Source organism: Pseudomonas sp. Sample_22, assembly GCF_004307635.1.
Lineage (GTDB): Bacteria > Pseudomonadota > Gammaproteobacteria > Pseudomonadales > Pseudomonadaceae > Aquipseudomonas.
Genome location: NZ_RCNY01000022.1, coordinates 273,084 through 298,148 on the forward strand (window position 1 = coordinate 273,084; position 25,065 = coordinate 298,148).

Annotated in this window: 20 protein-coding genes; 12 read left to right on the forward strand and 8 right to left on the reverse strand. The window is 59.9% G+C overall.

Annotated features, from left to right (window positions below; all coding sequences use genetic code 11):
* Positions 1-280 precede the first annotated feature (280 nt).
* The 3 genes from D8U73_RS06215 (at position 281) to D8U73_RS06225 (ending at position 7,021) form a co-directional block, all read left to right on the forward strand.
* On the forward strand, positions 281-3,556 hold the full coding sequence (locus D8U73_RS06215) for a transglutaminase family protein (RefSeq protein ID WP_130903976.1): 3,276 nt from the start codon (positions 281-283) through the stop codon (positions 3,554-3,556).
* An 88-nt stretch (positions 3,557-3,644) separates the two neighbouring features.
* Positions 3,645-6,131 (forward strand): circularly permuted type 2 ATP-grasp protein, encoded by a 2,487-nt coding sequence (locus D8U73_RS06220; protein WP_130903977.1) that lies wholly within the window; start codon positions 3,645-3,647, stop codon positions 6,129-6,131.
* Complete coding sequence (locus D8U73_RS06225; protein ID WP_130903978.1) at positions 6,131-7,021, forward strand: transglutaminase family protein; 891 nt, start codon at positions 6,131-6,133, stop codon at positions 7,019-7,021. Before D8U73_RS06220 ends, D8U73_RS06225 begins: the two co-directional genes overlap by 1 nt.
* Before the next feature lie 177 nt (positions 7,022-7,198).
* On the opposite strand, the gene D8U73_RS06230 is transcribed toward D8U73_RS06225, so the two are convergent.
* Both D8U73_RS06230 and D8U73_RS06235 read right to left on the reverse strand, forming a co-directional pair.
* Entirely contained in the window at positions 7,199-7,378 is a 180-nt protein-coding gene (locus D8U73_RS06230; protein WP_034149642.1) for a hypothetical protein, read from the reverse strand.
* 68 nt (positions 7,379-7,446) lie between these two features.
* Positions 7,447-8,034: a TIGR00730 family Rossman fold protein gene (locus D8U73_RS06235; protein WP_130903979.1), complete on the reverse strand. Its 588-nt coding sequence runs from the start codon at positions 8,032-8,034 to the stop codon at positions 7,447-7,449.
* A gap of 344 nt (positions 8,035-8,378) precedes the next feature.
* Here D8U73_RS06235 and azu point away from each other — a divergent pair, with 344 nt between their 5' ends.
* Complete coding sequence (gene azu, locus D8U73_RS06240; RefSeq protein ID WP_056852390.1) at positions 8,379-8,825, forward strand: azurin; 447 nt, start codon at positions 8,379-8,381, stop codon at positions 8,823-8,825.
* A gap of 108 nt (positions 8,826-8,933) precedes the next feature.
* Here the strand turns inward: azu and nadE are convergent, their stop codons facing one another.
* The 3 genes from nadE to D8U73_RS06255 form a co-directional block, all read right to left on the reverse strand.
* Positions 8,934-9,761, reverse strand: coding sequence for an ammonia-dependent NAD(+) synthetase (gene nadE, locus D8U73_RS06245; protein WP_056852392.1), 828 nt, complete (start codon positions 9,759-9,761; stop codon positions 8,934-8,936).
* 4 nt (positions 9,762-9,765) lie between these two features.
* The gene (pncB, locus tag D8U73_RS06250) at positions 9,766-10,989 is read right to left on the reverse strand and encodes a nicotinate phosphoribosyltransferase (RefSeq protein WP_130903980.1); all 1,224 of its coding nucleotides are present in this window, start codon (positions 10,987-10,989) and stop codon (positions 9,766-9,768) included.
* A gap of 233 nt (positions 10,990-11,222) precedes the next feature.
* Positions 11,223-12,134, reverse strand: coding sequence for a LysR family transcriptional regulator (locus tag D8U73_RS06255; protein WP_056852394.1), 912 nt, complete (start codon positions 12,132-12,134; stop codon positions 11,223-11,225).
* 176 nt (positions 12,135-12,310) lie between these two features.
* Here D8U73_RS06255 and D8U73_RS06260 point away from each other — a divergent pair, with 176 nt between their 5' ends.
* From D8U73_RS06260 to D8U73_RS06300, 8 genes are all read left to right on the forward strand, one after another.
* On the forward strand, positions 12,311-13,801 hold the full coding sequence (locus D8U73_RS06260) for an aldehyde dehydrogenase family protein (RefSeq protein WP_130903981.1): 1,491 nt from the start codon (positions 12,311-12,313) through the stop codon (positions 13,799-13,801).
* Positions 13,802-13,959: 158 nt separating this feature from the next.
* Positions 13,960-15,243 (forward strand): FAD-binding oxidoreductase, encoded by a 1,284-nt coding sequence (locus D8U73_RS06265; protein ID WP_130903982.1) that lies wholly within the window; start codon positions 13,960-13,962, stop codon positions 15,241-15,243.
* Between the two features lie 362 nt (positions 15,244-15,605).
* Entirely contained in the window at positions 15,606-16,739 is a 1,134-nt protein-coding gene (locus tag D8U73_RS06270) for an ABC transporter substrate-binding protein (RefSeq protein WP_056852397.1), read from the forward strand.
* Between the two features lie 240 nt (positions 16,740-16,979).
* Positions 16,980-17,894 (forward strand): branched-chain amino acid ABC transporter permease, encoded by a 915-nt coding sequence (locus D8U73_RS06275; RefSeq protein WP_056852398.1) that lies wholly within the window; start codon positions 16,980-16,982, stop codon positions 17,892-17,894.
* 3 nt (positions 17,895-17,897) lie between these two features.
* Entirely contained in the window at positions 17,898-19,181 is a 1,284-nt protein-coding gene (gene livM / locus D8U73_RS06280) for a high-affinity branched-chain amino acid ABC transporter permease LivM (protein ID WP_056852399.1), read from the forward strand.
* A complete protein-coding gene (locus tag D8U73_RS06285; RefSeq protein ID WP_056852400.1) occupies positions 19,178-20,050 on the forward strand; it encodes an ATP-binding cassette domain-containing protein in 873 nt (290 codons plus the stop codon). The genes livM and D8U73_RS06285 overlap by 4 nt, the downstream gene beginning before the upstream one ends.
* Positions 20,047-20,763, forward strand: a complete 717-nt coding sequence (locus D8U73_RS06290; protein WP_056852401.1) for an ABC transporter ATP-binding protein — start codon at positions 20,047-20,049, stop codon at positions 20,761-20,763. The genes D8U73_RS06285 and D8U73_RS06290 overlap by 4 nt, the downstream gene beginning before the upstream one ends.
* A gap of 838 nt (positions 20,764-21,601) precedes the next feature.
* A complete protein-coding gene (locus D8U73_RS06300; RefSeq protein WP_130903983.1) occupies positions 21,602-22,372 on the forward strand; it encodes an SDR family oxidoreductase in 771 nt (256 codons plus the stop codon).
* A gap of 48 nt (positions 22,373-22,420) precedes the next feature.
* On the opposite strand, the gene D8U73_RS06305 is transcribed toward D8U73_RS06300, so the two are convergent.
* From D8U73_RS06305 to ureG, 3 genes are all read right to left on the reverse strand, one after another.
* On the reverse strand, positions 22,421-23,554 hold the full coding sequence (locus tag D8U73_RS06305; RefSeq protein WP_130903984.1) for an AGE family epimerase/isomerase: 1,134 nt from the start codon (positions 23,552-23,554) through the stop codon (positions 22,421-22,423).
* 288 nt (positions 23,555-23,842) lie between these two features.
* Positions 23,843-24,415, reverse strand: coding sequence for a HupE/UreJ family protein (locus tag D8U73_RS06315; RefSeq protein ID WP_130903985.1), 573 nt, complete (start codon positions 24,413-24,415; stop codon positions 23,843-23,845).
* A 27-nt stretch (positions 24,416-24,442) separates the two neighbouring features.
* A complete protein-coding gene (gene ureG / locus D8U73_RS06320) occupies positions 24,443-25,057 on the reverse strand; it encodes an urease accessory protein UreG (protein ID WP_056852405.1) in 615 nt (204 codons plus the stop codon).
* Positions 25,058-25,065: the final 8 nt, after the last annotated feature.

Consider the following 25,065-nt stretch of genomic DNA (forward strand, 5'->3'; position numbering starts at 1 on the left):
GCGTGGGAGTGCCTCTAGGGACGCTCCGCGTTCCAGCCGCGCCACTGTAACCATTCCAACCCACCTGTGACGCGGAGCGTCACGGGCTGCATTCCCACGCAGGAGCGTGGGAACGATCGTGGGTGTGCCACAATTACGTGCAATCGATTCAACGCATTTTCCCGCCTCGCCCGATTTTGGTGCTGTACTGCCTCAGGCAATCGAAGAAAGCGCCAGCGCTGCTGGATGGCATAAGTCTTGCGCGCTTTCCATAACGCTTAGGGCTCGCAGGAGGCACGCCGTGTCGATACATGTCGCATTGCACCACGTCACGCATTACCGCTACGACCGTGCTGTGGAGCTGGGGCCACAGATCGTTCGCCTGCGTCCGGCAGCCCACAGCCGCACGCGGATTCTGTCCTATGCGCTGAAAATCTCGCCCGAGCAGCATTTCATCAACTGGCAGCAAGACCCTCAGGGCAATTACCTGGCGCGGTTGGTGTTCCCGGAGAAAACCGATGAGCTGCGGATCGAAGTCGATCTGCTCGCCGAAATGGCGGTGTTCAATCCCTTCGACTTCTTTCTTGAGCCCTACGCGGAAAAAATCCCGTTCACTTACGCCGCCGATGAGCGCAAAGAACTGGCGCCGTACCTGGAAACCTTGCCCCTTACGCCAAAGTTCAAGGCGTATGTGGAAAGTATCGATCGCACGCCGCTGCCCAGTGTCGATTTCCTCGTCGCGCTCAACCAGCGCCTGAGTGAAGACATCGACTACCTGATCCGCATGGAGCCGGGCGTGCAAACGCCTGAGTTCACCCTCGAACAAAGCTCCGGTTCGTGCCGCGATTCCGCGTGGCTGCTGGTGCAGTTGCTGCGCAACCTCGGGCTGGCAGCACGTTTCGTTTCCGGTTACCTGATCCAGCTGACCGCCGACGTGAAAAGCCTCGACGGCCCCTCGGGTACTGATGTCGACTTCACCGACTTGCACGCCTGGTGCGAGGTGTACTTGCCCGGCGCTGGCTGGATTGGTCTGGATGCCACCTCCGGGCTGTTTGCCGGCGAAGGACACATACCGTTGGCCTGTAGTCCCGATCCGTCCTCTGCGGCGCCGATCACGGGGCTGGTGGAACCGTGCGAGTGCGCGTTCAGCCACGAGATGTCAGTTGAGCGAATTTGGGAGGCGCCCCGCGTCACCAAGCCTTACACCGACGATCAATGGCTGGCGATTCAGGCTTTGGGCCGGCAAATCGACGCCGACCTGCTGGAAGGCGATGTGCGCTTGACCATGGGCGGTGAGCCGACGTTCGTCTCGATTGATGACCCGGATGGCGCGGAATGGAATACCGCGGCCCTAGGGCCGGAAAAACGGCGTCTGTCCGCCGAGCTGTTCCAGCGCATGCGAAAACGCTACGCGCCGCAGGGACTGGTGCATTTCGGCCAGGGCAAGTGGTACCCCGGCGAACAGCTGCCGCGCTGGTCGCTCAATTGCTACTGGCGCCGTGACGGCGCGCCGATCTGGAACAACAGCGCGCTGATTGCCGACGAGCACGAAGACTACGGTGCGACCGGCGAACTGGCCGGGCGTTTTCTGGCGAGCGTTGCAGAGCGCCTGAAGATTCCCACACGCTTTGTGTTTCCAGCCTACGAAGACAATTTCTATTACCTCTGGCGCGAGGGCACGTTGCCGCAAAACGTCAGCGCCGAAGACTCGCGTCTTGAGGAACCCCTGGAGCGTGCACGACTGCGCAAAGTTTTCAGCCAGGGTCTGGACAAAGTCATCGGCCAGGTCCTGCCGCTGGCACGCACCGCGAAGGGCGATCAGTGGCAGAGCGGCCGCTGGTATTTGCGCGACGAGCATTGCCGGTTGGTGCCGGGAGACTCGCCACTGGGCTATCGGTTGCCGCTGGGTTCGCAGCCGTGGGTGAAAGCGGCGGAGTATCCGTTCATTCATCCGCAAGACCCGAATCAGACGTTCCCACCGCTACCCGACATGGCACAGTCGCAGAATCAGGGCGCGGCGGCGCTGATTGAGGATCGTGCCCCGAAAATCGACGAATCCGCGGACTGGCTGACCCGCACCGCGTTCTGCGCCGAGGCGCGGGAAGGCCGGTTGTATCTGTTCATGCCGCCACTGGAACGGGTCGAGGATTATCTGGAACTGGTGGCTGCTATTGAAGCCACTGCTGAAGAGCTGCGTTGTCCGGTGCTGCTGGAAGGTTATGAGCCACCGAGCGATCCGCGGTTAAGCAACTTTCGCATCACCCCGGATCCGGGCGTGATCGAGGTCAACGTTCAGCCGTCCGCGACCTGGGATGAGTTGGTCGAGCGCACCGAGTTCCTCTATGAAGAAGCGCGCCAGACCCGACTGACCACCGAGAAATTCCTGATTGATGGACGGCACACCGGAACTGGCGGCGGTAACCATTTCGTACTGGGTGGCGCGACACCGGCTGACTCACCGTTTCTGCGTCGTCCGGATTTGCTGCGCAGCCTGATCAGTTACTGGCATAACCATCCTTCACTGTCCTACCTGTTTTCCGGGCTGTTCATCGGGCCGACGTCCCAGGCACCGCGCGTCGACGAGGCGCGAAACGATGCCTTGTATGAACTGGAAATTGCCTTTGCGCAAATGCCAAAGCCGGGGGAAGAGTGTGCGCCGTGGTTGGTCGACCGGTTGCTGAGAAACCTGCTGATCGATGTCACTGGCAACACCCACCGCGCCGAGTTCTGCATCGACAAGCTCTACTCGCCGGACGGCGCGACGGGGCGGCTCGGGTTGCTGGAACTGCGCGCCTTTGAAATGCCACCGCATGCGCGTATGAGCCTGGCGCAGCAATTGTTGCTGCGGGCGCTGGTCGCACGGTTCTGGCGTGAGCCCTATGCGCCGCCAAAACTGGCGCGCTGGGGCACGGAGCTGCACGACCGGTTCCTGTTGCCGCACTTTATCGAACAGGATTTCGCCGACGTCATCGTCGACCTCAACGCGGCCGGTTATCCGGTGCGGGCCGAGTGGTTTGCGGCGCATCTGGAGTTTCGTTTTCCCAAGGTCGGCGACTACGCCGTCAGCGGCATCGCGCTGGAGCTGCGCCAGGCACTGGAGCCATGGCACGTATTGGGCGAGGAGGGTGCGGTCGGTGGCACGGTGCGTTATGTGGACTCGTCGCTGGAGCGCCTTCAGGTCAAGCTCAGCGGCTTGCCGCCGCAGCGCTATTTGCTGACGTGCAACGGCATCCCGGTGCCTTTGCAGCCGACCGGGCGTGTTGGGGAATTCGTTGCAGGCGTGCGTTTTCGCGCATGGCAACCGGCCAACTGTTTGCAGCCGACCATCCCGGTGCACGCACCGTTGGTATTCGATCTGCTCGATACGTGGATGGGGCGTTCACTGGGCGGTTGCCAGTATCACGTCGCGCACCCGGGCGGGCGCAATTACGAGACGTTGCCGGTGAATGCCAATGAAGCCGAGAGCCGACGCATGGCGCGTTTCTTCCGGATCGGACACACGCCTGGGAAACTTCCTATTCCGATTCTGGAAATTAACGACGAGCTACCGATGACTCTCGATTTACGACGTTTCTAAACCGTACGCGACGCTCGGATTTTTCGTATATCCGGGCGTCATGAGCCTGCGTTAGTCTGACCGTTCATTGCTGTCTGCCGAGCTTTCCATGCCTGACCTGCTAGACCGCTACCCGCTCACGGCGGGCACCTATCACGAACTGCTCGACGGCAGCGGCGCGGTGCGCCCGCATTGGCGTCGATTGTTCGACCAATTGCAGCGCAGCTCTGCAGCGCAACTGGTGCAGCGTCAGGCCCTGCTGACCCGGCAGATTCAGGAAAACGGTGTCACCTACAACGTCTACGCCGACCCCAAGGGCGCCGATCGGCCGTGGGAACTCGACCTGCTACCCCACGTCATTGCCGCTGACGAGTGGGAGCAATTGTCTGCCGGTATTGCCCAGCGTGCGCGATTGCTCAACGCCGTACTGGCTGATCTGTATGGCCCGCAGCGACTGATCGCCGAAGGACTGCTGCCGGCCGAACTGGTATTCGGCCACAACAACTTCCTGTGGCCCTGCCAGGGTATCCATCCGCCTGACGGGGCTTTTTTGCATCTGTATGCGGTGGATCTGGCGCGTACCCCCGATGGCCGTTGGTGGGTCACGGCGGACCGCACTCAAGCGCCGTCGGGTGCCGGTTATGCACTGGAAAACCGCACGATCGTGTCCCGCGCCTTTCCCGAGTTGTACCGCGATCTGAAAGTGCAGCATCTGGCCGGCTTCTTCCGCACGCTTCAGGAAACCCTGGCACGCCAGGCGCCGAGTGATGATGGCGCGCCATTGGTGGTGTTGCTGACACCGGGGCGTTTCAACGAAAGCTATTTCGAACACCTGTACCTGGCCCGGCAGCTCGGTTATCCGCTGGTGGAGGGCGGCGACCTGACAGTACGCGATGCCACGGTCTATCTGAAAACCCTGAGCGGACTGCGTCGGGTCCATGTGGTGATGCGTCGGCTCGACGATGATTTCTGCGACCCACTGGAATTGCGCACTGATTCGGCTCTCGGCGTGCCTGGCTTGCTGGAAGCCGTGCGCCAGGGGCGTGTGCTGGTGGCCAACGCCCTCGGCAGCGGCGTGCTGGAATCACCGGGATTGTTGGGTTTCCTGCCGAAGATCAATCAGTTCCTGTTTGGCGAAGAACTGATTCTGCCGTCCATCGCTACCTGGTGGTGCGGTGAAGCGCCGGTACTGGCGCAGGCCCTGGAAAAACTGCCGGAACTGCTGATCAAACCGGCGTTTCCTTCGCAGAGCTTTGCCCCGGTATTTGGCCGGGACCTGAGTGAAAGCCAGCGTCAGGAGCTGGCCGAACGCATGCAAGCGCGGCCTTACGCCTATGTCGCGCAAGAACTGGCGCAGTTATCCCAGGCACCGATCTGGCAAGCCGACGGCGGTCAATTGCAACCCCGGGCCATCGGCATGCGTGTGTACGCAGTGGCCAGCCGCGAAGGCTACCGGGTGCTTCCCGGTGGTTTGACCCGCGTGGCCGCAGAAGCTGACGCTGAGGTGGTGTCGATGCAGCGCGGCGGTGCCAGCAAAGACACCTGGGTGCTGGGTGAGCGCCCGCCCAGCGGCGAACAATGGAAGGCCCAGCGCAACATCGGCGTGCACGATCTGGTGCGACGCGATCCCTATCTGCCATCGCGGGTAGTGGAGAACCTGTTCTGGTTCGGCCGTTACTGTGAGCGTTGCGACGACAGCGCCCGCCTGTTGCGGATCATGCTCGCACGTTACGTCGACGGTGATGACCAGCAGGCCCTGCAAGCGGCGGTCGAGCTTGGCGAAAGGCTGATGCTGTTGCCCGATGAAGGTGAACTGTCGGAGCGCTTGCTGGCGGCGATACTCGGTGACGATTGGCCGTTCAGCCTTCGCTCCAACCTGCAACGCTTGCAATGGGCGGCCTCACAAGTGCGGGGCAAACTTTCACGGGAGAACTGGCAGGCCCTGGTGGAACTGCAGCGCGAGGCCATTGAGCTCGAAACCGATTCGCCGGATTTTGGCGAGTTGCTGGATTTTCTCAATCGTCTGGTGATGTCATTGGCGGCACTGTCCGGTTTTGCCCTTGATGACATGACCCGTGACGAAGGCTGGCGCTTCCTGATGATCGGCCGGCGTATCGAGCGCCTGCAATTTCTCAGTGGCAGCCTGGCGGCATTTCTGCGCGGCGCCGGGGCATTCGATCAAGCAGGTCTGGAGTGGCTGTTGGAGCTGGGCAACAGCAGCATTACCTACCGCTCGCGGTATCTGGCGGTGGCGCAATTGATCCCGGTGCTCGACCTGTTGCTGCTCGACGAACAAAACCCGCACGCGGTGCTGTTCCAGTTGAAGCTGGTGACTCGCACTCTCAAACGGCTGAACGATGACTTTGGCGCACCGCGCGAAGCGGGGCTGCCATTGTTGGTCGATCGATTGGCACGTTTTGATCTGGGCTGCCTGGAGAATTCGCTATTTGGCGAGGGCAGCGTACGCGCGGCTCTCGATGGCCTGGCCGATCTGCTGCAAGAGATCGCCGATGCCAGCGGGCAGGTGTCGGATCGTCTGGCCTTGCGCCATTTCGCTCATGTGGATGACATCAGCCAGCGCACGGTGTCTGTCTGATGAGCGCTCACTATCAGATTTTCCACGACACCCATTATCACTATGACAGCCCGGTGTCCCTGGCACAGCAGCTGGCCCATTTGTGGCCAAGGTCATGTGCGTGGCAGCGCTGCACGGATCAGCAATTGCAGATCAGCCCGCAGCCAACCTCACGGCGTGATGAGCTGGACGTGTTCGGCAATCCGCTGACCCGGCTGGCGTTTGAGCGGCCTCATGATGAACTGTTGGTCAATGCCAGCCTGACGATCGAAGTGCTGCCCCGGCCCGCGCCGGATTTCAATGTTTCACCCGCATGGGAGGACACCCGCAGTGCGCTGACCTACAGCAGCCAGCCGCTGTCGTCTGACGTGCTCGAAGCTTGCCGTTACCGTTTCGAATCACCTTATGTGCATTTGAAGCGCAACTTCGTCGAGTTTTCCGCGAGTTGCTTCCCGCCAGGGCGGCCGCTGTTGCTCGGCGTTCAGGCCTTGATGGAGAAGATTTTCAGCGAGTTCACTTTCGACGCCGAGGCGACCCAGGTGGCGACGCCGCTGGTGGAAGTGCTGGAGCGTCGGCGCGGGGTCTGTCAGGACTTCGCGCATTTGATGCTTGCGTGCGTACGCTCCCGGGGCCTGGCCGCTCGTTACGTCAGTGGCTACCTGCTGACCCAGCCGCCACCCGGCCAGCCGCGCTTGATCGGTGCGGATGCATCCCATGCCTGGGTGTCGGTATTTTGTCCGTTGCTCGGCTGGGTGGATTTCGATCCGACCAACAATGTGCAACCGGCGCTGGAGCACATCATGCTGGCATGGGGGCGGGACTTTTCTGATGTATCGCCGTTGCGGGGGGTGATTCTGGGCGGTGGCAATCATGACCCGGAAGTTCGGGTCACCGTGATGCCACTTAATTAACGCCAGCCACTGTAGGAGCGAGCCTGTCGAATCGTCGCACCGTCGCGATGGTCGTCAACGATAACGCGGGAAGCCTGACACTCCTCGGCGCTCTCAGGTTCATCGCGAGCAGGCTCGCTCCTACAACCCTGGACACAGATCCGATGGGCCTGATCAGATCATCCGGCCCTGAGGGTCTCAGGCGTCGGGCGCCTGATCTTTCGGTGCATCAACATCATCTTCTGCTGCCACTTCACCATCAGGGTTCAGTGCAGCTTCTTCAGCTGTTGCTTTCTTGCGCTGAAGCTTTTCCTCTTTCTTCTGCTCCTTGGCCAAGTCACGCTGACGTTTAGCGAAGGAATAATTGGGTTTAGCCATGGGCGATCCTCTGGGGTCGAAGGTGAGGTTGAGCGGCGCGTATTCTGCCCTGTATCGGTGCCGAGTCGTTAGTCGGGTTTTTGCTCGACCCACTTCGGCAGTACGCTCGGCTGCCAGCTATCGAGCGCATCGAGCAGCGTTTGCGGCGATTCGCTCACCTGCAGCATGTCACGGTGTGGCGCTCGAACGAAGCCTTCGCCGACGATGTGATCAAGAAAACCGGTGAGTTTGCTGTAGAAACCGTTCACTTCCAGCAAACCGAGCGGTTTGCCGTGGTAGCCGAGCTGGCCCCAGGTCCAGACTTCGAACAGCTCTTCCAGGGTGCCAAGACCGCCGGGCAGGGCGATGAAGGCATCGCTGAGTTCCGCCATTCGGGCCTTGCGTGCATGCATGCCGTCCACCACTTCCAGACGAGTCAGGCCGCTATGGCCGATTTCCTTGTCCTTGAGGCTTTGCGGAATGATGCCGATGACTTCGCCACCGGCCGCCAGCGCGGCGTCGGCCACAATACCCATCAAGCCCACGGCGCCGCCGCCATAGACCAGGGTCAACTTGCGCTCGGCCAGGGCTTGGCCCAAGGCAACAGCCGCTTCACGATAAGCGGGGTCAGTGCCAGTGCTGGCACCACAAAATACACAGACGGATGCTAAAGACATGCCTTACTCCAGGGTCGATCAGGGCCACAGAGTAAAGGCAGGCGCTGCGCGCTCCAAGGGCTAAACTTCCCGTTCGGGCGTTTCATGGGTGCCGCTGGCACCACAGGCGTAGGCGGCGAGCAGGCTGCACAACAGGTTATTGAGGGACATGACAGACGCTCCGTTGATTGAATGACGGTCTGATCATAGGGCCGGGCCAGACGCTTGGCTGGTAGATTCTTTCGATAGGTTTCATAGCCCGAAAGTTGTATACAATTTTTGATTCAAGTCATATGAACTTGCGAAGTTTTCAGGCAGTCTTCTGTTCACTCGCATTTTCGTTAACCCTGCCTTGGAGATTCACCATGTTTGCCAAACTTGTTGCGGTATCCCTGTTGACACTGGCCAGCAGCCAATTGATGGCTGCCGAGTGCAAAGTCACCGTTGACTCCACTGACCAAATGTCCTTCAACACCAAGGCCATTGAGATCGACAAGAGCTGCAAGACCTTCACCGTCGAACTGACCCATTCCGGCAGCTTGCCGAAAAACGTCATGGGCCATAACTGGGTGCTGAGTAAAGAAGCCGACATGCAGCCGATCGCCACCGACGGCTTGAGCGCCGGCATCGACAAGCAGTACCTGAAGGAAGGCGATACCCGGGTTATCGCCCACACCAAGATCATCGGCGCCAAGGAAACCGATTCGGTGACCTTCGACGTGTCGAAGCTTGATGCCAACGAAAAATACGGTTTCTTCTGCTCGTTCCCGGGCCACATCTCGATGATGAAAGGCACTGTGACCCTGAAGTAAGCAGGTTCACCGCGTGATGATCGTTCCCACGCAGAGCATGGGAACGATCAGCGCAAAAAAGCCCGCTGAAGCTCATCACTTCAGCGGGCTTTTTCATTCAATCACCCTTCAAGGCGCAAACGGCATTACCCGTTTGTGGTGCGTCTTGTTGAAGGTGTCGACGATGATCTTGAACGCTTCTTCGCGCACCGGGTTGCCATGCAGGAAGGCATCGATCTCGGCATAGGTCACACCGTGGGAGGCTTCGTCCGGTTTGCCCGGTGACAGGTCTTCGAGGTCGGCTGTCGGGACTTTTTCCACCAGTGATTCCGGGGCGCCGAAGCTGCGGGCAATCGCCCGGACCTGGTTTTTCACCAACCCGCTCAGCGGTGCGAGGTCGCAAGCGCCATCGCCGAACTTGGTGAAGAAGCCCATCACAGCTTCCGCTGCGTGGTCGGTGCCGATCACCAGGCCGTGGGCCGCACCGGCGATGGTGTACTGGGCGACCATGCGCATCCGCGCCTTGGTGTTGCCCAGCACGAAATCCACCGAGACTGCGTGCTTGCCTTCAAAGGCCGCCACTTCATTGGCCAGGGATTTGACCGCCGGGCCGATATTCACGGTGTGGCGCTCGTCCGGCTTGATGAAGTCCACCGACGCCTGGGCGTCGTGTTCATCGAACTGGGTTTCGTATGGCAGGCGCACGGCGATGAACTTGTAGTTGCCGTCACCGGTACGCTGGCGCAGTTCTCGCATGGCACGCTGGGCCAGCAAGCCCGCGGTCAGGGAGTCGACCCCGCCACTGATGCCCAGCACCAGCGTCTTGAGCCCGGAATTGATCAGGCAATCCTGAATGAAGGTGATCCGTCGGGCGACTTCTGCCTCGAGGGCGGCGTCATCGGCGAACGGCGGTTGAACCTTGAGCTGCTCAGCAATCTCACGCTGTACGGCTTGCATGAATTCACTCCTTGCTAGATAGACTGGATAAGGCAGGAACCTGGAAAACGTGTCGCAAATAAGCGACGAAATTCGGGTCTTTACAGTGAGTCTTGCCTGGCTCGTCGGAGATCTTCGCCACCGGCTGGCCGTTGCAGGCGGTCATTTTAAGCACGATGCTCATCGGTTCGACACCCGGAATGTCACAGGTCAGGTTGGTGCCGATGCCGAAGCTCACATTGATCCGACCACGCAGCGCCCGGAATATCTCCAGGGACTTGGGCAGTGTCAGACTGTCGGAGAAGGTCAGCGTCTTGCTCATGGGGTCGATGCCGAGCTTGTGATAGTGGGCGATGGCCTTTTCCGCCCACAGCACCGGGTCGCCCGAATCGTGGCGCAACCCGTCGAACAGTTTGGCGAAGAACAGATCGAAATCGCCGAGGAAGGCATCCATGGTGATGCAGTCGGTCAGCGCGATGCCCAACAGGCCCCGGTATTCGCGGACCCAGCAATCAAGGGCGGCAATCTGGCTGTCGATCAGCCGTGGGCCGAGTTGCTGGTGAGCCATGATCCATTCGTGGGCCATGGTACCCAGCGGTTTCATGTCCAGTTCCCGCGACAGGTGCACGTTGCTGGTGCCGACGAAACGGCCGGGAAAGTCGTGCTTGAGTACATTCACCACTTCTTCCTGCACGCGGTACGAGAAGCGTCGACGCGTGCCGAAATCGGCGACCTGCAGCTCCGACAGTTCGTCGCTGTCGGCGTTGGCCGTCAGCCAGTCGAACTTGCGATACAGCTGCTCGCGTGCCTGTTCGAGAACGATTTCACGGTATCGGTAGCGATTGCGTACTTCGCTGACGATCGCCAGCAAAGGTACTTCGAACAAAATCACATGCAGCCACGGGCCGCGCAGGCGGATGAACAGTTCGCCATTTTCGATGCCGGTGTGGATGTAGCGCAGGTTGAACCGAAACAGCCCGAGAAAGCGCAGGAAGTCTGGCTTCAGGAAGCTGATGCGCTCCAGGAAGCTCAGCTGATCGGCGCTCAGGCTCAATTCCGACAAACGCTCGATCTGGTAGCGAATCTCCGCCAGATACGGGCGTAGATCCTCGCTGTTACGGCAACGAAACTCCCATTCGACTTCGACGTTCGGGTAGTTGTGCAGCACCGCCTGCATCATCGTCAGTTTGTAGAAGTCGGTGTCGAGCAGGTTCTGCACGATGCGATCGGCAAACACGCTCTCGCTCATAACGGGAATCTCCAGCATTGAATAGAGCTAGTGGCGCATAACGGTGGTGGGGATTGCCAGCAATTTTTTAAACCGCAGCGGATCCCGGCAGTTATGGGGATTTGTGGCGAGGGGGCTTGCCCCCGTCCGGCTGCGCAGCAGTCGCAATAGCTTCGGCTTCGAAGTTGCAAGTTTTGGGGTTGCTGCGTAACCCAGCGGGGGCAAGCCCCCTCGCCACAGGGAAGTGCAAGACGTTAAAGCTGCGCGGCATCCGGGCTATCAACCTGCTCCAGCATCCACTTCACAAAATCCCGCACCTTGGGCACTTCCGCCGAGTGTTCCGGATACGCCAGGTAATAGGCGTCGGTGCTGGGCATTGCATGCTGCCATGGAATGACCAGCTTGCCGTCTGCCAGTTCCTCTTCCACCAGAAAGCGCGGCAGCAATGCGACGCCACAGCCGACTTGAGCGGCGCGGATGCACATATAAAAGGTTTCGAAGCGCGGGCCGTGGTAGCTGTGTTCGGTGTGGTAGCCCTGACTGTCGAACCAGTCATGCCACGCCTGAGGCCTGGAGGCGTTTTGCAGCAGGACCAGGTCGGTGAGTTGCGTCGGGTCGGTAAACGGTACCTCCGGCAGGCTGCCGGGAGCACACACAGGCACCAACTCTTCGCTGAACAGCTTCAGGCATTCGGTACCGGGGCGTGACCCCTGGCCGAAGTAGAACGCCAGATCGCTGCGACCCTGCAGCAAGTCGTCGGCTTCCTGTTCGTTGCACAGGTCCAGATGGATCGACGGATGACGCAGCCGCCAGCCTTTGAGGCGTGGGACCAGCCAGCGCGCGCCGAAGGTCGACGGTGTCGAGACGCGCAGGACTTCGGTTTCGCCGCCGTAGGAACGCAAGTAATGCGTCGACATCTCGACCTGCGTGAGGATTTTCCGTACTTCCACCAGATACAGATCGCCCGCCGGGGTCATTTGCAGACGCCGACGCACCCGGCGAAACAACAGGTGCTGCAATAGCTCTTCCAGTTGTGCCACCTGCTTGCTGACGGCGCTCTGGGTCAGGTTCAATTCTTCGGCAGCCCGGGTAAAGCTCAAATGCCGGGTCACGGCTTCGAAACACTGCAGGGCAGCGATCGATGGCAAATAGCGTTTGTTCAGCATGGGCGGTCCTTTTGTTCTTGTTTCTTTATTGCCAGCAATGCACAGCATGAATAAACGGAATGATATCTCTCTTAATGGTCGTTTGTTGAGTAACCTGCGTGGCGCTAAAACTACAGGTCTGATCAGTCGTGTTGCTGCGACTGCACCCGTTCCGTTTTTTGCTTGAGGAGTGACCCATGGTTGCCGCATTGCTTGATCGTCTTGGTGTAAACCCGGCCCTGTACCAGAACGGCAAAGTGCCTGTGCATTCGCCCATCGACGGCAGTCGCATCGCCGCCGTGAACTGGGAAGGCGCCGCTGAAGTCGAGCAGCACATCAGTCGCGCAGATCATGCGTTCGAGCTGTGGCGCAAGGTGCCGGCGCCGCGCCGTGGCGAGCTGGTGCGTCAACTGGGCGACATCCTGCGTGAGTACAAGGCCGATCTCGGCGAGCTGGTGTCGTGGGAAGCGGGCAAGATCACCCAGGAAGGTCTGGGTGAGGTTCAGGAGATGATCGACATCTGCGATTTCGCCGTCGGTCTGTCCCGTCAGTTGTACGGCTTGACCATCGCTTCCGAGCGTCCTGGCCACCACATGCGCGAAACCTGGCATCCGCTGGGCGTGGTTGGCGTGATCAGTGCGTTCAACTTCCCGGTCGCGGTCTGGGCCTGGAACGCCACGCTGGCGCTGGTCTGCGGTAACCCGGTGATCTGGAAACCGTCGGAGAAAACCCCGCTGACCGCCCTGGCCTGCCAGGCGCTGTTCGATCGCGTGCTGAAGAACTTCAGCGACGCACCGCCGCACCTGAGCCAGGTCATCATCGGCGGTCGCGATGCCGGCGAAGCCTTGGTTGATGATCCGCGTGTCGCGCTGGTTAGCGCCACCGGCAGCACCCGCATGGGTCGCGAAGTGGCGCCGAAAATCGCCGCACGCTTCGCCCGCAGTATTCTCGAGCTGGGCGGCAACAACGCGATGATCCTGGGCCCAAGCGCCGACCTGGACATGGCCGTTCGTGCGATTCTGTTCAGCGCCGTCGGCACCGCCGGCCAGCGTTGCACCACCTTGCGTCGCCTGATTGCCCATGAGTCAGTCAAAGAAGAAATCGTCACTCGCCTGAAAGCCGCTTACTCCAAAGTGCGCATCGGCCATCCGCTGGAAGGCAACCTGATCGGCCCGCTGATCGACAAGCAAAGCTTCGAGAACATGCAGGACGCGCTTGAGCAGGCCTTGAGCGAAGGCGGCAAGGTGTTCGGCGGCAAGCGTCAACTGGAAGACAAGTTCCCGAATGCCTACTACGTATCGCCAGCCATCGTCGAAATGCCGGAACAGAGTGACGTGGTCTGCCACGAAACCTTCGCGCCGATTCTGTACGTGGTCGGTTACAGCGACTTCAACGAAGCCCTGCGTCTGAACAACGCCGTGCCGCAAGGCCTGTCCTCGTGCATTTTCACCACCGATGTGCGTGAAGCCGAGCAGTTCATGTCGGCGGTAGGCAGTGACTGCGGCATTGCCAACGTCAACATCGGCCCGAGCGGTGCGGAAATCGGCGGCGCGTTCGGTGGCGAGAAAGAAACCGGCGGCGGCCGTGAGTCGGGCTCCGATGCATGGCGCGGCTACATGCGTCGTCAAACCAACACCGTGAACTACTCGCTGGAGTTGCCGTTGGCCCAGGGCATCACGTTCGATTAAATACAACTTTTGAACCCATGAAGATCACTGTGGGAGCGGGCTTGCCCGCGATGGCAATCGGTCAGTCACCTGGATGTTGAAGGTGCTGACGCTATCGCGGGCAAGCCCGCTCCCACAGGTAAATGGTGTGTTAGTTAGGTTTCTGTTGGAGTCTGGCAATGCCGTTACGCGAAGAGTGTCTGTGGGAAAAACTGACGCCGCAAAGGCCCGACAACGCGGCGCTCAAGGGGGAAGTGAAGGTCGATGTCTGCGTCATCGGCGCCGGGTTTACCGGTTTGTCGGCGGCGGTGCATCTGCTGGAACAGGGCAAAACCGTTTGCGTGCTGGAAGCCCATCGCGCCGGACATGGCGGCTCGGGGCGCAACGTCGGGCTGGTCAACGCGGGCATGTGGATTCCCCCGGACGAGATTGAAGCCGGGTTTGGCACTGAGGTCGGCAGCCAGCTCAACCGCATGCTCGGTGCGGCGCCATCCCTGGTGTTCAGCCTTGTGGATAAATACAACATCGATTGCCAGTTGCGCCGCGAAGGCACGCTGCACATGGCGCACAACGCCCGCGGCGAAGCCGACTTGCGCAGTCGTGAAGAACAATGGAAACGCCGAGGTGCACCGGTGGAATTGCTCACCGGTCAAGCGTGCGAACAAGCCACCGGCACCAAAAAAATTGCCGCCGCGCTGCTCGATCGGCGTGCCGGTACGCTTAACCCGATGGCCTATACCACGGGGCTGGCCAAGGCGGCCATCGGTCTGGGTGGTCAATTGTTCGATCATTCACCCGTCAGCCGACTCGAACGTCAGGGGCAGCGCTGGTCGGTGCAGACTGCACAGGGTTCGGTGCTGGCCGAGCAAGTGGTGATCGCCTCCAATGCCTATACCGAAGGCGACTGGACTGAGTTGCGGCGTAACTTTTTCCCCGGTTACTACTATCAGGTGGCTTCGGTGCCGCTGACCGAAGACGCCGCTCAGCAAATCTTGCCCGGTGGCCAGGGTTCCTGGGACACCCGGCAAGTGCTCAGCAGCATTCGTCGTGACAAGGACGGTCGCCTGCTGCTGGGCAGTCTGGGCAATGGCAATCAGAAGCCGACCTGGTTCCTCAAAGCCTGGGCCGACCGGGTGCAGCAGCATTATTTTCCTTACCTCAAACCGGTCGAATGGGAATGCACCTGGACCGGTTGCATCGCTTTTACTCCCGATCATCTGATGCGCCTGTTCGAACCGGCGCCCGGTTTAGTGGCGGTCACCGGTTACAACGGTCGTGGCGTGACCACCGGAACGGTGGTGGGCAAAGCATTTGCCGATTACCTGTGTAACGGAAATCCTCAAGCGCTGCCGATTCCCTTCGCGCCCATGCAGCCATTGGCCGGGGTGGGGTTGCGCAGTTGCCTTTACGAGGCGGGGTTTTCGCTGTATCACGCGGGCCAGTGCCTGCGGATCGTGATCTGAATGTGGATTTTTGCAGGGCAAAGCGGCGCTTTTTCGATCTGCAGCTAGCCTGTAGTGGTGCGGGTTGTAGCAGTCCCGCACCAGCAGTGTGCACTTCGGTGACGCACGTTGTTACAGGCTGGTTGCACGTCGTTTAAAGCCGCGGTTGCAATGATGGCGCAGGCGGGTTGCGCCTCAAATAAAAAATGGTTTTACCTTCCGCGGTTTAGACGGTTGCACGCCCAATGAAAATGGGCTCGAAACAGTCGAAAAAACAATAAGGCAGCGACTTTTTTCAGAATAAAAAACCGATGGCACGGCCCTTGCTCTGAGCATTCAGTGAAGTTGTAGTGCCAATTAAAAAAACCAAGGAGCATCACCTCATGTCCCAGACGTTTTACAAGAAAGGCTTTCTGGCCCTCGCAGTGGCAACTGCGCTGGGTGTTTCTGCGTTTGCTCAGGCTGACATCAAGATCGGCGTAGCGGGACCAATGACCGGTGCCAACGCGGCATTTGGCGAACAGTACATGAAGGGTGCACAGGCGGCGGCCGATGCGGTCAACGCGGCGGGCGGGGTTAACGGGGAAAAAATCGTACTGGTCAAGGGCGATGACGCCTGCGAACCGAAACAGGCTGTGACGGTCGCCAAAGACCTGACCAACCAGAAAGTGGCCGGCGTCGTCGGTCACTTCTGCTCCTCGTCGACCATCCCGGCCTCCGAGATCTACGACGAAGCGGGCATCATCGCCATTACTCCAGGCTCCACCAACCCACAGGTTACCGAACGCGGCCTGAGCGCCATGTTCCGTATGTGCGGTCGTGACGACCAGCAGGGCATCGTGGCCGGCGATTACATCGTCGACGTGCTCAAGGGCAAGAAAGTCGTCGTGCTGCACGACAAGGACACCTACGGCCAAGGCCTGGCTGACGCCACCAAGGCTCAACTGGTCAAGCGCGGCGTAACGCCTGTGCTGTACGAAGGCCTGACCCGTGGCGAGAAAGACTTCAGCACCATCGTGACCAAGATCCGTGGCGCTGGCGCTGACGTTGTCTACTTCGGTGGTCTGCACCCGGAAGCCGGCCCTCTGGTTCGTCAACTGCGTGAACAAGGCCTCAAAGACGTCAAGTTCATGTCCGACGACGGCATCGTGACCGACGAACTGGTGACCACCGCTGGCGGTCCGCAATTCGTTGACGGCGTGCTGATGACCTTCGGTGCCGACCCACGCCTGCTGCCAGACAGCAAGACCGTGGTAGACGCCTTCCGCAAGGCCGGTACCGAGCCTGAAGGCTACACCCTGTACGCCTACGCTTCGGTGCAAACCCTGGCTGCAGCCTTCAACGGCGCCAAGTCCAACAATGGCGAAAAAGCCGCTGAGTGGCTGAAGAAGAACCCGGTCAAGACCGTCATGGGCGAGAAGACCTGGGACAGCAAGGGCGACCTGAAAGTCTCCGACTACGTTGTTTACCAGTGGGACAAGGACGGCAAATATCACCAACTGGAAAAACAGAAGTAAGGGCTGATTCGATCACCTGAACCCCACAGATCCCATGTGGGAGCGGGCTTGCCCGCGATGGGCGGACTTGCAAGAGACATTTTTGTCGAATGTTCAACCGCCATCGCTGGCAAGCCAGCTCCCACAGGGACCGTGGTGGTCTGCCTGATCGTGAATGACATTGCTCCGACGTATATCTGTATTTTCCTTAGAGGAACCGCACAGCCACATGTGCAGGTTCTCATTGCGTGAGATTGCGTTATGGATGGTATTTTCCTGCAGCAACTGGTCAACGGCCTGACCCTCGGGTCGGTCTATGGCCTGATCGCCATCGGCTACACAATGGTCTATGGCATCATCGGCATGATCAACTTCGCCCATGGCGAGGTTTACATGATTTCCGCTTACCTGGCGGCAATCAGTCTGGCTCTGCTGGCTTACTTCGGTATCGAATCCTTTCCGCTGCTGATGCTTGGCACGTTGATCTTCACCATCGTCGTCACGGCGGTGTATGGCTGGGTCATCGAGCGTGTCGCCTACAAACCCCTGCGTAATTCCACCCGACTGGCACCACTGATCAGCGCCATCGGTATTTCGCTGATCCTGCAAAACTACGCCCAGATCGCCCAGGGCGCCAAGCAACAAGGCGTTCCCACGTTGCTCACAGGGGCCTGGCGTGTCGAGGTCGGTAGCGGTTTCGTGCAGTTGACCTACACCAAGGTGTTCATTCTGGTTGCCGCGTTTGTCGGCATGGCTGCGCTGACCTACATCATCAAGTACACCAAGCTCGGCCGCATGTGCCGTGCAACCCAGCAAGACCGCAAGATGGCTTCGATCCTCGGGATCAACACCGACCGGGTGATTTCCTACGTATTCATCATCGGTGCAGCGATGGCGGCCCTGGCCGGCGTGCTGATCACCATGAACTACGGCACTTTCGACTTCTATGCCGGCTTCATCATCGGGATCAAGGCGTTCACCGCTGCGGTGCTCGGCGGGATTGGCTCGCTGCCTGGCGCCATGCTCGGCGGGATCATCCTGGGGATTTCCGAGTCGCTGTTTTCCGGCCTGGTGAACTCGGACTACAAAGACGTATTCAGCTTCTCGCTGCTGGTTCTCGTTCTGGTCTTTCGGCCCCAAGGCCTGCTCGGCCGTCCTCTTGTGTCGAAGGTGTAAGCGATGTCTTCAACCACTAAAAAAACCATTGATATCAAAAAAAGTCTGGTTGACGCGATTCTTGCCGGCCTCATTGCCCTGATCGTGTTCGGGCCGATTGTCGGCGTTGTGCTCGATGGCTACGGCTTCAACATGGAAACCACCCGGGTGGCATGGATCGTCGCCATTGTCATGGCCGGTCGTTTCGCCCTGAGCTTGTTCCTGCAAACCCCCAAGGGCTTGAGAATCCTTGAAGGTTTTGAAACAACCGGCTCCGGCGTCCATGTATTGGCGCCTGACTACAAATCGCGGTTGCGCTGGATCATTCCGCTGGTAATCGTCATCGCCGTGGTATTCCCGTTTTTCTCCAACTCCTACCTGCTGGGCGTGGTCATCCTCGGGCTGATCTACGTGCTGCTGGGCCTGGGGCTGAACATCGTGGTCGGCCTGGCCGGCTTGCTCGACCTCGGTTATGTGGCGTTCTACGCCATCGGCGCCTATGGTCTGGCACTCGGTTATCAATACCTCGGGCTGGGCTTCTGGACGGTGCTGCCGCTGGCGGCGATCACGGCGGGGCTGGCCGGTTGCATCCTTGGTTTCCCGGTGCTGCGTCTGCACGGTGACTATCTGGCAATCGTGACCCTGGGCTTCGGTGAAATCATCCGTCTGGTCCTCAATAACTGGCTGTCGCTGACTGGCGGTCCGAATGGCATGCCGGCACCACTGCCGACTTTCTTCGGCCTGGAATTCGGCAAGCGGGCGAAGGACGGTGGTGTACCGTTCCATGAGTTCTTCGGCATCGCCTATAACCCGGACGTGAAGTACTACTTCATCTACGCGGTGTTGTTCCTCGTGGTACTGGCTGTGCTGTACATCAAGCATCGCCTGGTGAAGATGCCGGTCGGTCGTGCCTGGGAAGCGCTGCGCGAAGACGAGATCGCCTGCCGCTCCATGGGCCTGAACCACGTTTTGGTCAAGCTCTCGGCGTTCACCATCGGTGCATCGACGGCAGGTCTGGCGGGCGTGTTTTTTGCCACTTATCAGGGCTTCGTCAACCCGACCTCGTTCACGTTCTTCGAATCGGCCCTGATCCTCGCCATCGTGGTACTGGGTGGCATGGGCTCGACCATTGGTGTAGTGATTGCTGCCTTCGTGCTGACTGTCGCCCCGGAACTGCTGCGTGGCTTCGCCGAGTACCGCGTGCTGTTGTTCGGCATCCTGATGGTGTTGATGATGATCTGGCGACCGCGTGGCCTGATTCGGATCAGCCGCACCGGTGTGACCCCGCGTAAAGGAGTAGCGCCATGAGCGAAGTCGTACTCAGTGTCGAAAAGCTGATGATGCACTTCGGCGGCATCAAGGCGTTGAACGATGTCAGCCTGCAGGTCAAACGCAACTCGATCTTCGCCCTGATCGGTCCCAATGGCGCCGGCAAGACCACGGTGTTCAACTGCCTGACCGGGTTCTACAAGGCTTCCGGCGGCAAGATCGAACTCAATGTGCGTGGCGAAAGGACCAACGTCATCCAGTTGCTCGGCGAATCGTTCAAACCGACCGATTTCGTCTCGCCTAAAAACTTCATCACCCGGCTGCGCTACAAGATGTTCGGCGGCACGCACCTGGTGAACCGTGCCGGGCTGGCGCGGACTTTCCAGAACATTCGCCTGTTCAAGGAAATGTCGGTGCTGGAAAACCTGCTGGTGGCCCAGCACATGTGGGTCAACCGCAGCATGCTGGCTGGCATTCTCAACACCAAGGGTTACCGCAAAGCTGAAAGCGATGCGCTGGACCACGCGTTCTACTGGCTGGAAGTGGTGGACCTGGTGGACTGCGCCAACCGCCTGGCCGGTGAACTGTCCTACGGCCAGCAACGCCGTCTGGAAATCGCCCGGGCCATGTGTACCCGTCCGCAGATCATCTGCCTCGACGAACCGGCCGCCGGCCTCAACCCTCAGGAAACCGAAGCGCTGAGCGCGATGATCCGGCTGCTGCGCGACGAGCACGATCTGACCGTGGTGCTGATCGAACACGACATGGGCATGGTTATGAGTATTTCCGACCACATCGTGGTGCTGGACCACGGCATCGTGATCGCCGAGGGCGGTCCCGACGACATCCGCAACGATCCGAAAGTGATTGCCGCCTACCTGGGCGCCGACGAAGAGGAAGTGGTATGACCCAACCCATCCTCGAACTCAAGGAACTGGACGTGTTTTACGGGCCGATCCAGGCCCTGAAGAAAGTCTCGCTGCATATCAACGAAGGGGAAACCGTCAGCCTCATCGGCTCCAACGGCGCGGGCAAGTCGACCCTGCTGATGTCGATCTTCGGTCAGCCGCGCGCGGCGGACGGGCAGATCCTCTACCAAGGCGTGAACATTACCCACAAGTCGTCGCACTACATCGCCTCCAACGGCATTGCACAGTCGCCGGAAGGGCGGCGAGTGTTCCCCGACATGACCGTCGAGGAAAACCTGCTGATGGGCACCATTCCGATTGGTGACAAGTACGCCAAGGAGGACATGCAACGCATGTTCAAGTTGTTTCCGCGACTTGAAGAACGGCGCACCCAGCGCGCAATGACCATGTCCGGCGGTGAACAGCAAATGCTCGCCATCGCCCGTGCGCTGATGAGTCGGCCGAAATTGCTGTTGCTCGATGAGCCCAGCCTCGGCCTGGCACCCATTGTGGTGAAGCAGATTTTCGCCACCCTGCGGGAACTGGCGCAGACCGGCATGACCATCTTCCTGGTCGAGCAGAACGCCAACCATGCCCTGCGCTTGTCCGACCGCGCCTATGTGATGGTCAACGGCGAAATCCGCATGACCGGCACTGGCAAGGAGTTGCTGGTCAACGAGGATGTGCGTAACGCCTATCTTGGCGGGCACTGAGTCGGCTTCGTTATGCACAGCCCCGGCGCGCAATCGCCGGGGCTTTTTTATATCTCGCAAACACCACGGCTCCCTGTAGGAGTGAGCCTGCTCGCGATGACTATGTGTGAGTCATATCCATCCAGGGCGTACCGACGCTATCGCGAGCAGGCTCACTCCCACAGGGGCAGCGGGGCATTCTTTTGAAATTGTGGAAAACAAATTCCCCGAGCTCCCAAACCGCGACATAAAGCCGCTGCAAATAGTTGTTTTGTCACGGTTTTGACTTGTCCCCGATTACTGTGGAGCTGGCTGTGAATAACGTGGGAGTAGCTGGCTGAAGCCCTTTGAAACCGTGGCGTGCAGAGGTGTGGTTGTTTTTTGATCAGTGGTTTTTACTTGGCTGAAAGAGCACTTTGTCAACCTTTTTGTTGGCAGTGAAAATCAGCGAATCGGGTGTGCACAAGCCTGTGGATAAGTCTGTGACTAAACTCTGGAAAGACTCGGCTGAAGGCCGTGGTTGCTGGCTTGGCGCCATCGTTGGTTTGACCTGTCAGTCATGAATATGGCGATGGGCTACACAGCAGGCGCTTGAGGGTCAAGCAAAAAAGTTTCAAAACCCCGCGCTAAGCCTTGTGGATAGCGGCTTGCAGCTTTTCCACTTGCCCCCAAAGACTGTGGACCGGCCTGTGGATAACGTGCGGGCACATGGCTGCAAGCCACGGAGGGTAAGGCGTTGCGCGATTAGATCATTTTTTGAACAGGCTCGCGGTGGTTGCCCGTGTGAGCAAGGCCGGGCATGCTGCCCGTTGATTGTCTATTCCCATGGCTGACCGACAGCCGAAGCAAGGAGAACACGATGTTCAACACCCTGTTTATTACCGGCGCGACTTCCGGTTTTGGTGAAGCCTGTGCCCGTCGTTTTGCCGAGGCGGGCTGGAAACTGGTGCTGACCGGTCGTCGTGAAGAACGCCTCAATGCGCTGTGCGCCGAGTTGTCGAAGCAGACTGAAGTGCATGGCCTGGTGCTTGATGTACGGGATCGCCAGGCGATGGAACAAGCCATTGCCAACCTGCCGCCGTCCTTCGCCAAACTGCGCGGGCTGATCAACAACGCCGGCCTGGCGCTGGGCGTCGATCCGGCCCCCAAGTGCGATCTCGACGACTGGGACACGATGGTCGACACCAACGTCAAAGGTTTGATGTACAGCACCCGACTGCTGTTGCCGCGCCTGATCGCCCACGGTCGTGGTGCCGGCATCGTCAACCTGGGCTCCGTGGCCGGCAACTATCCGTATCCGGGCAGCCATGTGTATGGCGCAACCAAGGCCTTCGTTAAACAGTTCTCCCTGAACCTGCGCTGCGATTTGCAGGGTACAGGCGTGCGGGTCAGCAATATCGAGCCCGGCCTGTGCGAGAGCGAGTTCTCGCTGGTGCGTTTCGCCGGTGATCAGGAACGGTATAACGCGACCTACGCCGGTGCCGAGCCGATCCAGCCGCAAGACATTGCCGACACCATTTTCTGGGTCCTCAATGCTCCGGCGCACATCAACATCAACAGCCTGGAACTGATGCCGGTCAGCCAGGCATGGGCCGGTTTTGCGATTGATCGCAGTGGTGGCAAGGCTTAAGAGCGTGTGACGGCCAATCGCGGGCTTGCCCGCGATTGCGACCAAACATCAGCGAAGATAATCGGCAAGCCCGCGATAACAGGTTGCCAGATGATAAGGCGTGGTCGACGGCATGTCCCGACGGCTGACTTCGCCGTGTTCGTCGCGGCATTCGTGCCAGCCACCGGCATGCAGAAAATGCTGTTGCAGCGCCTGCAATTGGCGCAGCACCGTGGCTTCGCTGTGCGGTCGCAATGTCAATGCCCGCAGGTATTCAGCCTGAGCCCAGATACGCTGGGTTGCATCTCGTGAGCCGCCGTCAGGTCCGAGGTCGAGCATGGCGCGTATCGCTCCGCAGGATTGATCCACGCCCAGTTGCTCGGTAAAGGCAAAGGCGCGTTCCAGTGAGGCATGCAGTTTCGATCCGCGCAGCAGCACTGAAGACTCCAGCAAGAAATACCATTCGAACTGATGCCCCGGCTCGAACCAGTTATCCACAGTTCCCAGCGGTTTCTCCATCAATACGCCGTGTTGCGGGTCGACGAAGCGTTTCTGCATGGCTGTGCATAACTCGATGAGCGCGCGCTGCACGGCAATGTCTTCGCGCACCGACAACGTCGCGAGGAAGGCTTCGGCCAAGTGCATCAACGGGTTTTGCAGGGGGCCGCTGCCGAGCGACGACCAGTCTCTATCGAGGCTGGCTTCGTACATGCCGTCGCCTGTGGAAAAGCGCCGGGCGATGACTTCCAGCGCGGCGTTGAGTACAGATTCCACCAGCGGTTCGCGGACCTTGTCCCAATAATGGGCGCAGGCGAACAGGATGAAGGCGTGGGTGTAGAGGTCTTTGCGCTGATCCAGCGGTGCACCCTGCGGATCGATGCTGTAGAACCAGCCGCCGTGCTCGGCGTCGTGAAAGTGTCGTTGCAAGGAACGAAACAGCGCCGCCGCGCGCTCTTCGGCGGCCGGTACCTGGCCGATCAGACTGGCAAACAGATACAACTGGCGTGCACAGGCCATGGCCCGATAGCGTTGCGCTGGCAACGGATGATGCGCGGCGTCCAGTGCTTCATACGGCAACGCCATGTCGGCATTCCAGCCGGGACCTTGCCAAAGTGGCACGATCACACCTTCAAAGTGCTGTTGCACCGAGGCGAACAGGGCGGTCAATTCAGGGTGGGAGGCAGAGCGGGGAACATGCGGCATTGGCTGGCGTCGTCACGGCAGGTTTGGTTGCGCGACATGGTAGCAGGCCTGAGAGATGTGGTGTCTTTCCGACCGCCATCGCTGGCAAGCCAGCTCCCACAGGTTAAGTGCAAACTCTATCGATCTTTCCCACGCTCTGCGTGGGAATGCCTCAACGGACGCTCGGCGTTCGGCCTTTTGGGACGCGGAGCGTCCCGGGGTGCATTCCCACGCAGAGCGTGGGAACGATCAACACAGGACCTGTAGGAGCATGGCTTGCCCGCGATGAGGCTGACAAACGCCAGAAATTCAGCCCGCCAACAACCAGACCCCAGTCGCCGCCGAAGCTGCACCCGCCAGTCGCACCAACGGTGCAGCAGCTTGCGGCAATACCCGCACCAGCGCATAACCCGCCGCATGCAAGGCAGCGGTTGCCGCAACGAACCCGGCGGCATACGCCCACGGGCTGGACATGTCCGGCAGTTCCAGGCCATGGGCCACGCCATGGAACAAGGCAAACAATGCCGTGGCAACTATCGCCAGGCTCAACGGTGGACGCACCGCCAGCGCTACGGCCAGGCCCAGCGCCAGGACCGACGCGGCAATCCCGCTTTCCAGTGCCGGCAGGTTCAGCCCTTCAAAGCCCAGCAGGCCACCGATCAGCATGGTCGCGACGAAAGTGCAGGGCAGCGCCCAGCGCGCCGCGCCTTTTTGTTGTGCCGCCCAAAGGCCGACCGCGAGCATTGCCAGCAAGTGATCGAGGCCGCCGATCGGGTGACTGATACCGGCGATCAAGCCATTGTCGCCGTGCCCCGGGTGGGCAAAAGCGAGGGCAGGGGTCAGCAACAGGGCCGCGGCGGCCAAAATGCGTTTGAGTGTCATGGAAGCTTCCTTGTGAATAAATCTTGATCAGGCGGCGGTCAGCAAGCCTTGGCGCTCAATGAAGGCAATGATGTCTTCCAGGCCCTGGCCGGTTTTCTGGTTGCTGAAGACAAACGGTTTGCCGTTGCGCATGCGTGTGGTGTCGCTGTCCATCAGGGTCAGCGATGCGCCCACCAGGGGCGCCAGGTCGATCTTGTTGATCACCAGCAGATCGGATTTGCAGATGCCCGGCCCGCCTTTGCGTGGCAGTTTGTCGCCTGCGGAAACGTCGATCACGTAGATGGTCAGGTCCGACAGTTCCGGGCTGAAAGTGGCCGATAGATTGTCGCCACCGGACTCCACGAGAATCAGGTCCAGCCCTGGAAAACGGCGGTTGAGTTGATCCACGGCTTCGAGATTGATCGAGGCGTCTTCGCGAATGGCCGTGTGTGGGCAACCGCCAGTCTCCACGCCAATGATGCGTTCCGGTGCCAGTGCTTCATTGCGCACCAGAAAATCAGCGTCTTCGCGGGTATAGATGTCATTGGTCACGACGGCCAGGTTGTAACGGTCGCGCAGGGCCAGGCACAGGGCCAGGGTCAGGGCGGTTTTGCCGGAACCGACCGGGCCGCCAATGCCTACGCGCAGAGGTTGAGTGTTCATGTAGTTCT